We start from the raw sequence: 14,979 nt of genomic DNA on the forward strand, positions 1-14,979 counted from the left end.
AGCTTCTCTAAGCTATAGCCTTGTTTTCTAAGTTCATAGATCTGAACTTTATCATCATAAGTTAATTTCATAATAAAAACACCCCAAAAGTTAGATTTTTTCTGTCTAACTTTTGGGGTGCAGTTCAATATGATGCGTTTTTCTTTTTTATTCAACGTGGGTTGTTTGATTGGCAAAGGCGATAATGGCTTGCTTCAACTCATCTCCACTGAGAGTGCGGAACTCTTCAATCTTTTTATCGATGGCTTCTAGAGGCATGACATTAACCTTACCAACGAAAATCTTATCCATAACCTGATTATCAACCAATTCAGTTGACACCAAGAGTTCCTCATAGAGTTTTTCACCTGGACGGATTCCAACTTCAACGATTGGAATTTCACTTTCGGTATGTCCACTGAGAAGAACCATTTTCTTGGCTAAATCATAAATCTTGACTGGTTTGCCCATATCAAGGATAAAGACTTCTCCATCCTTGGCATAAGCACCAGCATGGATAACCAGACGGCTAGCTTCTGGAATAGTCATAAAGTAACGGGTCATACGGAAGTCTGTCACTGTTACAGGACCACCTTCAGCAATCTGACGTTCAAAGACTGGAATGACACTACCACGACTACCAAGAACATTCCCAAAACGAACCGCACAATAGGTTGATTGGCTACGTTGGTTAAAGCCAGTGACAATCAACTCAGCTACGCGCTTGGTCGCTCCCATAACATTGGGTGGATTGACCGCCTTATCCGTCGAAATCATAACCATCTTAGGCACCTTGGCTTCATCAACAGCTCTAGCCACATTGTAGGTTCCACGAATATTGTTTTTGAAGGCTTCTTTTGGATTGCGCTCCATCATAGGAACATGCTTGTGGGCAGCCGCATGATAAACGATAGCAGGCTTGTACTGCTCAAAGACTTGCAACAGACGGTCGTAGTCTTGAATGTCCGCAATCACTGGTACATAATCAATCCCTTGGAACTTACGAATCAATTCATGATAAACAAGGTAGATTGAATTTTCCCCATGACCGAGCAAGACGATGCGTTCAGGATTGAAGCGGCTAACTTGGCGACAGATTTCAGAACCGATTGAACCACCAGCACCTGTGACTAAAATTGTCTTTCCAGTAAGTTCTGCGCCCAGACGCGATTCGTCAAGACGAATTTCCTGACGGCCCAAAAGGTCTGTGATATCAATCTTCTGGAAGCCTCCACCCGCTTGGTGAAGTCCTTGAACAACTGTTTCAACCTTAGGCATCTTGTAACATTTGACACCCAGTTTATTACACATTTGCAGAATACGTTCATACTCTGACGGATCAAGCGACGGAATCGCAACGATAACACGCTCGATTTGATGGCGTTTGGCTAATTCAGGCAGATTATCATAAGAGCCCAAAACAGGGATACCACCGAGTTTTTGACCTTTTTTCTTTTCATCATTATCCAAAATACCAACAAGTTCCAAATCACTGGTTGGGTGTTGATAGCTGTTCATAAAGAGAGCTCCACCATCGCCAGCACCAATCAAGAAGGTACGACGGTGTTCTCCATCACCACTGCCTTTTTTGCGTTTAGAGTAGATTAACTGCCAAGTAATCCGTGGCAATAAAATCAAGAAGGTACTCAACAAGATAAAGAGCACGATAAAGCGAATTGAAAAGAGTGGCAAGAAGGCATAGCAGATACTATATGACAAAACGCTGCTAGCAGTCACACCAAAAAAGATTTTCATAAAATCCGTAATTTTGCTGTAACGACTAATACTAGCGTTCAGCCCCCAAAATCCAATCATCAATTGATAGAACAGGAAGGCCAAACTCGTATAGATAATGTAGTCAACAGGTGCTGGATTAATCAAGCCGTAGAATAAGATATAAGATACAATGATGGAAACCACCATACTGAAAATATCAAATATTCCCCAGAAAACCTGCTTTTGTTGTTTATTTAAAATTTCCACCAGATCAATCACATAATCTGTTAGTTTTTTATTCATGTCAATCTACTCCTCCTTAAAAGAGCTGGATATTTATATTGTTATTATAACACTTTTTATCCAGTTTACGATTTGCTACAATCTTTTAATTGCTTTTTCGTAACAGTTTCATAAAAATAAACTGTCGGACAAATCCTGGACAAAGAGCAACAACCATCTGAATGGCAACACTCTTGGCATACTCCATGTAAGAAATTTGCCCTCTCTTCAGCATGCGCTGACGAGCCTGACGATAGAGTTTAAGGTAACGCAGTCCCCCACGACGCTCAAACATCCCTGCTCCAACACGAACCTTACACAAGATTTGATCCAGATTTCCAGTCTTGGCTCCTGCAGCAATCATGTTGAGCCAGAGGAGGTCATCCTCCATATAAAGGCCATCCTCATAGTTGCCTGCCTTGAGAACCATGTCCTTCTTGAACATGACAGTCATGTGGTTAAAGGCACTTCTCATCCTTTGATAAGCTACAATATCTGCATGCTGGGTTGGAACACGACGGTAAGAAACGATCTCATCAGGATTGTCAATAAATTCTGCAATATGTCCACCTAATAGGTCGAGCTTGTCCTTCTCCATTAGCTGAACCTGTTTCTCAAAACGATCTGGAACTGCTATATCATCCGTATCCATACGGGCAATAATATCATACTGACACTGCAAAACACCCTGTCGAAGAGCCAGACCCAAACCTTGATTCTGCTCAAGAGGATAGCGTTTCACTGGAATATCAGACCCAGCTTCAAGCTGGTCTAATACCTGATAGAGCTCAGGTGTCAAAGGCCCATCCTCAACCAGAACCAATTCGCTCGGTTTCAGGGTCTGATTTTGAACACTCTCAATAGCATCCTTTAAAAATGTCGGATTTTCCTTGATATAGACCGACATCAATACGCTGATTTTTTGCTTTTCAGACACAGTTTTTCTCCAATGTATAGATTTCCTTCCACTATTTTATCATAATTTTCAAGACTTTCCCATTTTTATCTTGAAAGCCCAAAACCTTACTTGACATTATAGGGAAAAAGCCTTAAAATAAGCTGTTATTAAAATCAGCTAGAAGAGGTATTATATGAAAAAGCAATCACTCTTTTTTGTTCCAGGTATTATCCTGATTGGTGTTTCCTTGCGGACTCCTTTTACTGTTTTACCCATTATTTTGGGAGATATTTCGCAAGGGCTGGGAGTCGAAGTTAGTTCACTTGGTGTCCTGACCAGCCTTCCTCTCCTCATGTTTACCCTCTTCTCGCTATTTTCTACCCGACTAGCTCAGAAAATTGGCTTGGAGCATCTCTTTACCTATGGCCTTTTCTTCTTGACCATCGGTTCTCTCATTCGACTAATCAATCTGCCCCTGCTCTATCTAGGAACCTTGATGGTTGGGGCAAGTATCGCAGTCATCAATGTTCTGCTTCCTAGTCTTATCCAAGCTAATCAACCAAAGAAAATTGGTTATCTGACCACCTTATATGTAACTTCTATGGGGGTTGCGACGGCTCTGGCTTCCTATCTAGCTGTGCCCATTACACAAGCCAGTTCTTGGAAAGGACTTATCATCCTCCTCACCCTGCTCTGTCTAGCAACTTTTTTGGTCTGGCTCCCAAATCACCGCTATAATCACAGACTAGCTCCACAAACCAAACAAAAAAGCAAAGCAAAGGTCATGCGTAATAAACAGGTCTGGGCAGTGATTGTCTTTGCAGGTTTTCAATCCTTGCTCTTTTACACCGCTATGACCTGGCTACCTACCATGGCCATCCATGCAGGCCTATCCAGTCACGAAGCTGGCTTGCTGACCTCTATCTTCTCCCTGATTAGCATTCCTTTTTCAATGACCATCCCAAGCCTGACAACCAGCTTGTCAACTCGTAACCGTCAGCTCATGCTCACTCTGGTTTCACTAGCTGGTGTGGTCGGTATTTCCATGCTCTTTTTCCCAATCGGTAATTTCTTTTACTGGCTTGCCATCCATCTCCTCATCGGAACCGCAACCAGTGCCCTCTTCCCTTATCTCATGGTCAATTTTTCACTCAAGACAAGCGCTCCTGAAAAGACGGCCCAATTGTCCGGTCTATCTCAAACAGGAGGCTATATCCTAGCAGCCTTTGGACCAACCCTCTTTGGTTACAGTTTTGACCTTTTCCACTCTTGGGTACCAGCTGTAGCTGCCCTCTTACTCGTCGATATCCTGATGACTGTGGCCCTCTTTACAGTCGACAGAGCCGATAAAATCTTTTAATTTTTCTAAAAACTATCACAACTATAAATAATGCAAAGCTAGACAGAGTCTGGCTTTTTTGGTGCTTATACCAACAAAAAGTACTATCCATCTGTTAGTAGAAAGATGACATTTTTGATATAATAAAATGTATAGACACTAATTGTCATACTAAAAATAAATTAGTTTCTAATATAGCTACTATTTTAAACGAGGTACGTAGAATGGATGAACAAAAATACAATTTGGAGCAAAGTTTAACAGAGTTAGATAAGCTCTTTGACTTATCGGCAAAGGATACAGATAAGACTGCCTGTGAAGCTCTAGCAGAAAAAGCAAGAATAATTTACGAGCAATACCCTGAATCAGAAGACATTGCGGTGCGGTATGCTAAGACTTTGTTTTATTTATCAACCAAACAGATTGTGTTGAAGGAACTGGAGACTACTGCTAAAAAATTAGAGAAATTGCAACAAAAATTCCCTGAATCGAATGATATAGCGGAAGCATTAGCTGGGACTTTGCTCCTTTTATCATTCGAGCAGACTGTATTGAGGGAACTAGAGACTACTGCTGAAAAATTAGAGAAATTGCAGCAAAAATTCCCTAAATCGAATGATATAGCTTTGCACTATGCTAGGTTTTTGTTCATTTTATCAGACAAGCAGACTGTATTAAAAGAACTCGAAGCTACTGTCGAGAAATTACAAGGATTACAGCAAAAATTTCCTGAATCGCATGATATAGCAGAAGCATTTGCTAAGACTTTGCTCCTTTTATCAATCAAGCAGACTGTGTTGAAGGAACTAGAGTTTACTGCTGAAAAATTAGAGAAATTGCAGCAAAAATTCCCTGAATCGCATGATATAGCAGAAGCATTTGCTAAGACTTTGCTCCTTTTATCAATCAAGCAGACTGTGTTGAAGGAACTAGAGACTACTGCTGAAAAATTAGAGAAATTGCAGCAAAAATTCCCTGAATCGCATGATATAGCAGGAGCATTTGCTAGGACTTTGCTCCTTTTATCGTTCGAGCAGACCGTATTGAACGAACTGGAGACTACTGCTGAGAAATTACAGGAATTGCAGCAAAAATTTCTTGAGTCACCTGTCATAGCTTTGCAGTATGCTAGATTTTCGTTTGTTTTATTAATCAAGCAGACCGAGTTAAAGAAAATCGAGGATACTGTCGAGAAATTAGAAAAATTGCAGCAAAAATTTCCAAAATCCGAAGAAATTGCTTTTATATATAGTATACTATTAGCAAGCTTATTTAATCATCAAACGGAGTTAGATGAACGTCTTCAAACAACAAAAATAATTAAAAAACTCTATGAACAGTTCTCAAAATTTATGTTACAAAATTTTGATGATCTATTTTTTCGTGATGATAATGTTTGTTATAGAGAGGAGTACAAGCTATTCAATTTTATTCTAAAAGAAGGTCTTTTAAAGAATACTAAATATGCTATTTTACAAACATGGGCAGAGCGTTATAAAGAAAACTCGAGTGAAATAAAGAACTTGCTATCAATTTATCAACTTGTTCAAAAAATTAAGTATCAACTGGGACTAAAAGACGAAGATAAAAATCAGATGCTTAAATTCGGCCACTACACCAAGGGAAGCACTCTCCAAATTATGTTAAATCAAGAGGGGAATGATAAGAAGGATTTTTCAGTATCTGGAAAAACTCGCTTATATAATGCTAATTATATGAATGATCCTGAAGAAGGAATCGTCATAGAACAGATATTGGGCTTAGATAGACGAGATGTTTTGGAACCAAGCTCATGGTTTTTAATGAGTTTTACAAACAAAACGGATGATTTGGCCATGTGGTCCCAGTATGGTGATGATGCTAAAGGTGTTTGTCTGGTACTTCGAGAAGATGATTTTTCTAGATTTACTTCCTTCAATGATGTTTCTTGGCGTCAAGAAAAAAACTTTTTAGAATTCTCTGATAAGATGTATTTACTGAAATCTGAATTAAATAGTGGTTTTGAAAAATCTATCTTTCGGAGTGAAAGTGAAAATTCGGTCGATACTGTTAATGATGAGGGAACTGAACCGAATTCTGTAGAAAAAGATAGTGATTCAAAAGGGAATAGTGATTATCTCTACCGAATTGCCTATGTTAAGCATACAGAGGAAAATTTAAAACTAGAACGAACTGAACTATTTGAGAAGTCGGAAATAGAAGAATTAGAAAAATTGTTGAATAGTTTAAAAGAAAAACTAGATATCGGTTCAAAAATCACGGAGAAGAATTATCAAGATGCCATCTCTGAATGTATCGAAGAAATTCGCTACTTATTTAAATCTGTCGATTACAAATATGAAAACGAACTTCGTATCTTACGCTATGCTAATCTAGACCCAAGTAATAAGGAAATCAAAATTGACAAATCCTCTGGAGTAGGTAAACTTTATATAGAACGAAAAAATTCAATTCAAATCGGTGAAGTCATTTTCGGTCCCAAGTTTCCGAATCCTGAGTATGTAACTCCTTTACTAAAACTATTGGATGAAAATATTGATTATAAAAAATCTACGATAAAATTTAGATAAAGACGGATAAAATCCTTTAAACTTCTAGTTTTTCCTAGAAGTTTTTTATATATAAAAATTTTACACATTTCTCTTGACAGGGCTTTCTTTTAGATGTACAATGTATGTGTAGAAAAATTATATATAAAAATCTTACACATTAGAAAAGGAGGTTCCCCATGTACTTTCCAACATCCTCTGCCTTGATTGAATTTCTCATCTTGGCTGTACTGGAGCAGGATGATTCTTATGGTTATGAGATTAGCCAAACCATTAAGCTGATCGCTAATATCAAAGAATCTACACTCTATCCCATTCTCAAAAAATTGGAGGGCAATAGCTTTCTGACAACCTATTCTAGAGAGTTCCAAGGTCGCATGCGCAAATACTACTCCTTGACAAATGGTGGTATAGAACAGCTCGTGACCCTAAAAGATGAATGGGCACTTTATACAGACACCATCAATGGCATCATAGAAGGGAGTATCCGCCATGACAAGAACTGAATACCTGACTCAGCTAGAACTCTATCTCAAAAAACTGCCTCAGGCTGACCAAATTGAAGCCATGGACTATTTCAGGGAACTCTTTGACGATGCTGGAGTCGAAGGAGAAGAAGAACTCATCGCTAGCTTGGGAACTCCCAAAGAAGCGGCCCACGAAGTTCTCTCCAATCTTCTCGATAAAAAAATCAATGAAGCACCCGCTCAAAAGAATAACCGACAAATTTTGCATATCGCCTTGTTAGCTCTCCTTGCAGCACCCATCGGCATTCCTCTGGGAATCGCCATCCTCGTGGCTCTGTTCGGAATCCTTGTGGCTGCTTTGACTGTCATTCTGGCTTTCTTTGCAGTTTCCATACTAGGTATCATCGGCGGATTCCTATTTTTAGTTGAAAGTTTTACTGTCTTAGCCCAAGCTAAATCAGCCTTTATCTTGATTTTCGGTTCTGGTTTACTGGCCATCGGTGCTTCGTCTCTGGTCTTACTAGGCATTTCCTATGTAGCTCGCTTCTTCGGTATACTCATTGTTCGCCTGGTGCAATTTGTTCTCAAAAAAGGAAAGAGAGGTGACCAGCATGCGTAAATGGACAAAAGGATTTCTCATTTTTGGTGTGGTGACTACCGTTATCGGCTTTATCCTGCTCTTTGTAGGCATCCAATCTGACGGGATCAAGAGTCTGCTTGCCATGTCTAAGGAGCCTGTCTATGATAGTCGTATGGAAGAGCTGACCTTTGGCAAGGAAGTCGAAAACCTAGATATCACGCTCCACCAACACGCACTGACCATCACAGACTCTTTCGATGATCAAATCCACATTTCTTATCATCCATCTCTTTCTGCTCACCATGATCTTGTCACAAATCAAAACGACAAAACTCTAAGCCTCACTGATAAGAAACTGTCTGAAACTCCATTTCTCTCTTCTGGAATTGGCGGGATTCTCCATATCGCAAGTAGCTACTCTAGTCGTTTTGATGAAGTTATTCTCCAATTGCCAAAAGGAAGAAGCCTAAAAGGAATCAACATCTCAGCCAATCGCAGACAAACCACCATCATAAATGCTAGCCTTGAAAATGCGACCCTCAATACAAACAGCTATCTCCTCCGAATTGAAGGAAGTCGTATCAAAAACAGTAAACTCACAACCCCTAATATCGTCAATATCTTTGATACAGACCTTACAGATAGTCAGCTAGAGTCAACAAAGAATCACTTCCACGCTGAGAATATCCAAGTTCACGGCAAGGTAGAATTAACTTCTAAAGACCATCTCTCAATCACTCTGACGCAAAAAGAAAGCCAACGAATTAACTGGGACATCTCAAGTAACTATGGTTCTATCTTCCAATTCACAAGAGAAGAGCCTAAATCAAGAGGTACGGAATTAAGCAACCCTTACAAATCTGAAAAAACCGAAGCCAAGGATCAACTCATTGCTAGAGCTGATAATGATATTGAACTAATATCCATACCAAACAGACGTTGACAAAAGCGCTTACATCTGCTACTATGGAAGCATATTTATCTAACTAAAAAGGAGGTTCTACCATGAAACAAGAATGGTTTGAAAGTAATGATTTTGTAAAAACAACAAGCAAGAACAAACCTGATGAACAGGCCCAAGATGTTGCAGACAAGGCTGAAGAAACGATAGCCGATCTCGATACGCCAATTGAAAAAAATACTCAAGTAGAGGAGGAAGTCTCTCAAGCTGAGGTCGAACTGGAAAGCCAGCAAAAAGAGACAATTGAAACGCCTGAAGACAGTGAATCGAGAACAGAAATAGAAGAAAAGAAAGCATTAGATTCTACTGAAGAAGAGCAAGATCTTTCTAAAGAAACAGAAAAAGTCACTATAGCTGAAGAGAGTCAAGAAGCACTTCCTCAGCAAAAACCAACCACGAAAGAGCCCCTTCTTATCAGTCAATCCTTAGAAAGTCCCTATATCCCCGACCAAGCTCCAAAATCTACGGATAGATGGAAAGAGCAAGCGCTTGATTTTTGGTCTTGGCTAGTGGAAGCAATCAAATCTCCTACAAGCAGTCTTGAAACAAGTAGCACACACAGTTACACAGCCTTTCTTTTGCTCATTCTGTTTTCTGCATCTTCCTTTTTCTTTAGTATCTACCACATCAAACATGCTTACTATGGACATATAGCAACTATGCATAATCACTTCCCTGAACAATTTGCTTCATTAAATCTCTTTTCGATTATCTCTATCCTAGTAGCAACAACACTCTTCTTCTTTTCATTCCTCTTGGGTAGTTTCGTCGTGAGACGATTTATCTACCAAGAAAAGGACTGGACGCTAGAAAAGGTTCTCCAACAATATAGTCAACTATTAGCAATTCCAATCTTCCTCACTACTATTGCTAGTTTCTTTGCCTTCTTTGACAGCCTACGATTTACAGCCCTTTTGTGTGTGATTAGCATTGGAATCATTCTGCTTGCCAGTCTCCATATCATTACAAGACCAAGTCAATCAAGTGAAACCGACTCCTTTTATCAGTTATTCTTGTCTGTCCTTGTGAACGGAGTCATTATCCTCCTCTTCTTTGTAGCTGAAGTGGCACTGATTGGAGATTATCTTCGTATCTTGGCCTTTCTTTAAACTTCATACTCTTCGAAAATCAAATTCAAACCACGTCAGCCTCGCCTTACCGTATGTATGGTTACTGACTTCGTCAGTTTCATCTACAACCTCAAAACAGTGTTTTGAGCAGCCTGCGGCTAGCTTCCTAGTTTGCTCTTTGATTTTCATTGAGTAGCAATCCTGTCTTTCATGGCAGGATTTTTCTATGCCAAAAAAGCAAGTCGATTGACCTGCTTCTGCTTTACTTTTCTTGTGCTAATATTTTAAAATCTTGTCCTAGGATGGGTTGCACTTCTAATTGATTGGCATCTAGTTGGTGGTAAGATGCTGATGGTAATGACTCTAGGAATTTTGCATAGTCCAAGCGGGCAATGGCTTCATAGTCTTCTGGTTTAGAGCCATCTCCTGTGATTTGAACCAAGTCAATCTCCCACTGCACTTCCTTATCCACCAATTGCTCAATGTAGGCAGCAGGAACAAATGGTTCTCTCGGTAAAACGGTCTTGACCCCTTGAGCCAGATGGTAGACACCGTGCACTTGGTCTTCTCCATCCTGATAGAAGGAAACTCTTGCAAAGTAAGCATCTGTCTCTTGAACTGCACGTACACGCGCTTCAAACTGAGCCAAGCCATCTTCCCCTAAAAAGCTTTTCAAGTCCTCATGACTAAAGAAAACAGGATTAAAAATTCCTTGGCAAATCGTAAAACGGGCTGCATTATCTGCCAGATGGGCTTGAATACTTGCTTGGAAATAAGCTTCAAAATCAAAACCATCTAGTCCTTCAATCTCAGTTCCTGTATAAGCAAGTAGGGCTTCTAAAAATGCTTTGATAATCTGCCAGTCTGTCTTCGTTAGTAGGTCAGGAAGATCGACACGGTAAGCCTTTTGACCATCAGCATAACTAACTTTAAAGAGAAATTGTGATTGCCCCACTATCGCACACTCAATATACTCGAGACGATTAAGAGGCTGACGGAGATAGACAGCATCATAGCTATGTGACTCCAAACCATCTACCAAGGCCAAGATCGACTTGGCAGTCAAAATCTCTTGTTCTCCTAAAATGCTCTGTTTATTTGGAATAAAAAATGTTTTCGTCATAACTGGACTCCTTTGAAATCGTTTACATATAGTATACCCTATTTTCCTGAAAGATACAGAAACAAACTTTAGATTTTTGAGTAAAAAGCATAGAAAAACAGCCCCTAAGGACTGTTTAATCTTATACTGTAGCTGCTTGATCCAAACTTTCACCAATAGCGGCTAGGCGCTCGACAACTTCAGCTTGTGTCAATTCATGTTCTGAAACATAGCGGTTACGTGGGTGAACACGGCACTCGTGTGAGCATCCACGAAGGTACTTGTCTTCATTTTCTTCTGATGTCAAGATACGACGGTTACAGAAGGGATTTCCACAGTTGACATAACGTTCACATGGTGTTCCATCAAACCAGTCTTTCCCTACGATAGTTGGGTTGACATGGTTAACATCTACGGCAATACGCTCGTCAAAGACGTACATTTTCCCATCCCAAAGTTCACCTTGGACTTCTGGGTCTTTACCGTAAGTTGCGATTCCTCCGTGCAATTGGCCGACATCTTTGTAGCCTTCACGGACCATCCAGCCTGAGAATTTCTCACAGCGAACGCCACCTGTACAGTAAACCACGACACGTTTGTCCATGAATTTTTCCTTGTTGTCACGGACCCATTGTGGCAACTCACGGAAGTTGCGGATGTCTGGGCGGATAGCTCCACGGAAGTGTCCTAGGTCGTACTCATAATCGTTACGTGTGTCAAGGACAACGGTATCTTCGTCAAGAAGAGCTTCTTTGAACTCTTTTGGAGACAAGTAAGCACCTGTTGTTTCAAGTGGGTTGATGTCGTTGTCAAAGTCGTTGTCTTCCAAACCAAGGTGGACAATCTCTTTCTTGTAGCGAACAAACATCTTCTTGAAGGCTTGTTCACTTTCTTCGTCAATCTTGAACCAGAGGTCTTCCATACCTGGGAGGCTGTGAACGTAGTCCATGTATTTTTGAGTTGTTTCATAATCACCTGAAACTGTTCCGTTAATTCCCTCGTCAGCGACTAGGATACGACCTTTAAGGCCAATTGATTTACAGAAAGCCAAGTGGTCTGCAGCAAATTGCTCTGCATTTTCAATTGGAGTGTAAAGGTAGTAAAGTAAGACACGAATATCTTTTGCCATAAGATTTGTTCTCTTTTCTATTCTTAAATTTTCAGAATTTTTCATCTAACTATACTAGTATACCTGCTTGAGAAAACGAATGCAATTTATTTGACTGGAAATTGTAGAAAGATGCTTATCCCTGCACTTCATCAGTAACCATAGCGAATTGCAGATAGTTCTCTCAATTTTTTGATCTGCCTAGCTTGACTTTCTGACAAACTTAGCTTGTTATCAATCAATACGCGCGCAAGGTCAACGTTCATTTGACTCAAAATAAATGGAGTAGAAGTCCCATCGTTCTTTAATCTTCTTTTATAAATCACTAACTGATTTTTCAGGGGAGCAAGTTGAGGCGCAGCCTTTATATCTTCCAATAGATAATCAACGACCGTCATGGCTTCACTACGTCTTTCGCTTCCTCCGGCAAACCATTTTAATGGTGTCATACTCATTTTCCTCCTGAAATATTTGAAAAACTATCATTCCTAGCTCTCATGCTAGTATTTTACCCAAACACCCTATGTAAAAAAGTCAGCAAAAATGGTAATGTTGCGAAAATATTATTGATCACATGCACCGCATAGGATGGATAAATGCTCTTGGTATAGCGGGTCAAACTAGCAAAGATGATGCCAGATGTTGCAAAGACGAAGATATCTAACAAACTAGGCAGGCTTGAAAAATGAGGAAGAGCAAATAAAATTGACGGAAGAAGCAAATCAAGGCCAAATCTCGAATGCTTAAAAAAGGCGTGTTGCAGTAATCCTCTATAGATTAGCTCTTCCATAAGTGGAGTCAGAAAGAACAAAGTTATATAGATACCTAGCTCAGCAAAGTTGGTCCCACTATAACCGATCAATACAGCCCAACCTTCAGCAGTTGACTGAACATGTTTAGCTGTCTGAACGTTAAAAGAGATCTGGAGCACTACAACTAGTACTGTCAAAATCGAATACCAAAGCCATTTTTTTCTCGGAATGCGAAAAAGATAGCCGTGCCCTGTCTTAACCAGAATCCAAATCATGACTCCACTAAATAGCAAACTCAAGAGATTTTGAATCCAGACGAAATTGCCAATCTGGGAAGAAAATTGCCAATAATTTTGAACAATAAGCGTCAGCTGAGAAAGACCAAATACGAAAAATAAGTAAGAGAAAACTGCACTTATTTTGAATAAAAGTTGATACTTCTTCATATGAACTCTCCTTTGTAAACTCGAGACATCTCTAATATAAGCTATATTTTCCTAAATCCTTACTCCAAATCCTAAATAGTACTTGAGATTTCCTGAATGGTTAAATAGCGACAAGAAAAACATATATATCTATGCTCGTGTTTCAAAAAATCACTGCCTCCCCCAGATAATCCTGAGGAAAACAGTGATACAGTTTTTAGGAATTAGGAATGAATACACGAAATCAATTGATCTTATGATTTTTTGTTTTTCAAGAATTCATCGTATTGTTTTTGCATTTCGTTCAATACTTTATCGTAGGCACCTTCAGATTTCAATTTTTCCATCAATTCTGGAATAGCTTTATCTGGGTCTACAGTACCAGTGTTGATAGCTGTATCGAATTGTTGCATTGTGTTAGAGATTGCTGAGATTTCAGATTTCACATTGTCAGTGTTAAAGATGAATCCAAGTGCTGGAGATTCTTTAGCTTCAGCCAACTGTTTCTTAGAATCTTCGATTTGTTGGTCTGTAACGTTTTCGTTGATGTAAAGGATCCAGTTGTTACCAGTGTTCCATCCACCCATGTGAGTGTTTCCTTTGTAGCCATCAAGGACTTTAACACGGTTTTCTTTACCTGGAATTTTTTCCCAGTTCTTGCCTTCTGGACCATAAACAAGACCATTCAAGAGTTCTGGGTTAGTGTTCAAGAGGTTCAACACTTCCATTGATTTTTCTTTGTTCTTAGAGTTGTTTGAGATAACAAAGTTAGCAACTTGTGTTGTTTGGTTTTTCTTGATGAAGTTAGTGATTGGTTTGATTTGGATATCTTTGTTCGCAACACGTGAAAGCAAGCTGTTACCGTAGTCAGCTGGTCCTACTGTTTCTTCACGAACGAACCAAGTATCTTGTTGAAGGTCAAATGAAGTATCGCTTGTTGCTACGTCTTTTGGAATGTATCCAGCTTCATAGAATTTGTGAAGAGTCTTCAAGTGTTCTTTAAAGCGAGGCACTTCGTAACGGTTTACGATCTTAGTAGTGTCCCCTTCAAGGTCGATAACGAATGGAAGTCCGTTTGGAACTGGGTAGTCAAAGTTATCAGATGGGATGAAGTTCTTAGTAACCGCAAATGGCACTACATCTGGAGCTTTTTCTTTGATTTGTTTCAAGACTGGTTCAAGTGTTTCATATGAAGTGACACCTGAAATATCGATACCGTATTTAGCAAGAAGAGTTCCGTTGAAAGCGAAGTTTTGAGATGATGCAACGTTGGCTGCAACTGGAACTGCGTAAATTTTACCGTTAATGCTGTTACCTTTGATGTAAGCTGGGTCAAGTGCTTTATAAAGCTCTGCCCCTTCTTTCTTATACAAGTCAGTCAAGTCAGCATAGGCACCTTTTTGAGCATTTACAACATAGTTAGATGCAAAGGCGATATCGTAGTTTTCACCAGATGATGTGATAACTGACATTTTCTTATCATAGTCACCCCATCCAAGATATTGGATATCCAATTTAGCACCAACTTTTTCACCGATGATTTTGTTAGCATTTTCTAGCAATTCATCTAAGTTATCTGGTTTGTCACCGATTTGGTACATTTTGATAACAGTTTTTTCACCTGAAGCTGAGTCAGCAGCTTTTTTACTGTTACCTGAAAGGTTTCCACAAGCAGCGAGACCAGCAGCCAAAGCGACTACGCTAGCAGATGCAAAAGCATATTTTTTCCAGTTTTTCATGACAAAAACTCC

At 39.6% G+C, this 14,979-nt stretch carries 13 protein-coding genes and 1 pseudogene; 6 read left to right on the plus strand and 8 right to left on the minus strand.

The genetic code is table 11. The features are described from left to right. The 3 genes and pseudogenes from QM956_RS07540 to QM956_RS07550 form a co-directional block, all read right to left on the minus strand. Nucleotides 1-71: pseudogene (locus QM956_RS07540) on the minus strand (transposase); the annotation flags it as partial. A 76-nt stretch (nt 72-147) separates the two neighbouring features. Beyond that, the gene (locus QM956_RS07545) at nt 148-1,998 is read right to left on the minus strand and encodes a polysaccharide biosynthesis protein (RefSeq protein ID WP_414302383.1); all 1,851 of its coding nucleotides are present in this window, start codon (nt 1,996-1,998) and stop codon (nt 148-150) included. A gap of 85 nt (nt 1,999-2,083) precedes the next feature. Beyond that, on the minus strand, nt 2,084-2,914 hold the full coding sequence (locus tag QM956_RS07550; protein ID WP_414302384.1) for a glycosyltransferase: 831 nt from the start codon (nt 2,912-2,914) through the stop codon (nt 2,084-2,086). A gap of 154 nt (nt 2,915-3,068) precedes the next feature. Here QM956_RS07550 and QM956_RS07555 point away from each other — a divergent pair, with 154 nt between their 5' ends. The 6 genes from QM956_RS07555 (at nt 3,069) to QM956_RS07580 (ending at nt 9,880) form a co-directional block, all read left to right on the plus strand. After that, nucleotides 3,069-4,235, plus strand: a complete 1,167-nt coding sequence (locus QM956_RS07555) for a CynX/NimT family MFS transporter (RefSeq protein WP_414302385.1) — start codon at nt 3,069-3,071, stop codon at nt 4,233-4,235. A 203-nt stretch (nt 4,236-4,438) separates the two neighbouring features. Further along, complete coding sequence (locus QM956_RS07560) at nt 4,439-6,784, plus strand: sbcc family protein (RefSeq protein ID WP_414301407.1); 2,346 nt, start codon at nt 4,439-4,441, stop codon at nt 6,782-6,784. Between the two features lie 158 nt (nt 6,785-6,942). Beyond that, nucleotides 6,943-7,269, plus strand: coding sequence for a PadR family transcriptional regulator (locus QM956_RS07565; protein WP_000273858.1), 327 nt, complete (start codon nt 6,943-6,945; stop codon nt 7,267-7,269). Further along, on the plus strand, nt 7,256-7,849 hold the full coding sequence (locus QM956_RS07570; protein ID WP_247932259.1) for a DUF1700 domain-containing protein: 594 nt from the start codon (nt 7,256-7,258) through the stop codon (nt 7,847-7,849). Before QM956_RS07565 ends, QM956_RS07570 begins: the two co-directional genes overlap by 14 nt. Further along, complete coding sequence (locus tag QM956_RS07575; protein WP_414302386.1) at nt 7,842-8,753, plus strand: DUF4097 domain-containing protein; 912 nt, start codon at nt 7,842-7,844, stop codon at nt 8,751-8,753. Before QM956_RS07570 ends, QM956_RS07575 begins: the two co-directional genes overlap by 8 nt. Before the next feature lie 62 nt (nt 8,754-8,815). Beyond that, complete coding sequence (locus tag QM956_RS07580; protein WP_414302387.1) at nt 8,816-9,880, plus strand: DUF6574 domain-containing protein; 1,065 nt, start codon at nt 8,816-8,818, stop codon at nt 9,878-9,880. Nucleotides 9,881-10,103: 223 nt separating this feature from the next. Here the strand turns inward: QM956_RS07580 and QM956_RS07585 are convergent, their stop codons facing one another. The 5 genes from QM956_RS07585 to QM956_RS07605 form a co-directional block, all read right to left on the minus strand. Next, nucleotides 10,104-10,964, minus strand: a complete 861-nt coding sequence (locus QM956_RS07585) for a DUF4299 family protein (protein WP_414302388.1) — start codon at nt 10,962-10,964, stop codon at nt 10,104-10,106. Between the two features lie 121 nt (nt 10,965-11,085). Continuing rightward, nucleotides 11,086-12,072 carry an oxygen-dependent tRNA uridine(34) hydroxylase TrhO gene (gene trhO / locus QM956_RS07590; RefSeq protein WP_001030020.1) on the minus strand — a complete coding sequence of 329 codons (987 nt, stop codon included), beginning with the start codon at nt 12,070-12,072 and terminating at the stop codon, nt 11,086-11,088. Between the two features lie 131 nt (nt 12,073-12,203). Continuing rightward, nucleotides 12,204-12,500, minus strand: coding sequence for a bacteriocin immunity protein (locus QM956_RS07595; protein ID WP_414302389.1), 297 nt, complete (start codon nt 12,498-12,500; stop codon nt 12,204-12,206). Nucleotides 12,501-12,559: 59 nt separating this feature from the next. Further along, nucleotides 12,560-13,249 carry a CPBP family intramembrane glutamic endopeptidase gene (locus QM956_RS07600; RefSeq protein ID WP_004254912.1) on the minus strand — a complete coding sequence of 230 codons (690 nt, stop codon included), beginning with the start codon at nt 13,247-13,249 and terminating at the stop codon, nt 12,560-12,562. Between the two features lie 233 nt (nt 13,250-13,482). Further along, nucleotides 13,483-14,967, minus strand: a complete 1,485-nt coding sequence (locus QM956_RS07605; RefSeq protein WP_000800391.1) for an ABC transporter substrate-binding protein — start codon at nt 14,965-14,967, stop codon at nt 13,483-13,485. Between the last annotated feature and the right edge of the window lie 12 nt (nt 14,968-14,979).

The organism is Streptococcus mitis (assembly GCF_047460035.1).
In the GTDB taxonomy this organism is placed as follows: Bacteria; Bacillota; Bacilli; order Lactobacillales; family Streptococcaceae; genus Streptococcus; species Streptococcus mitis_DW.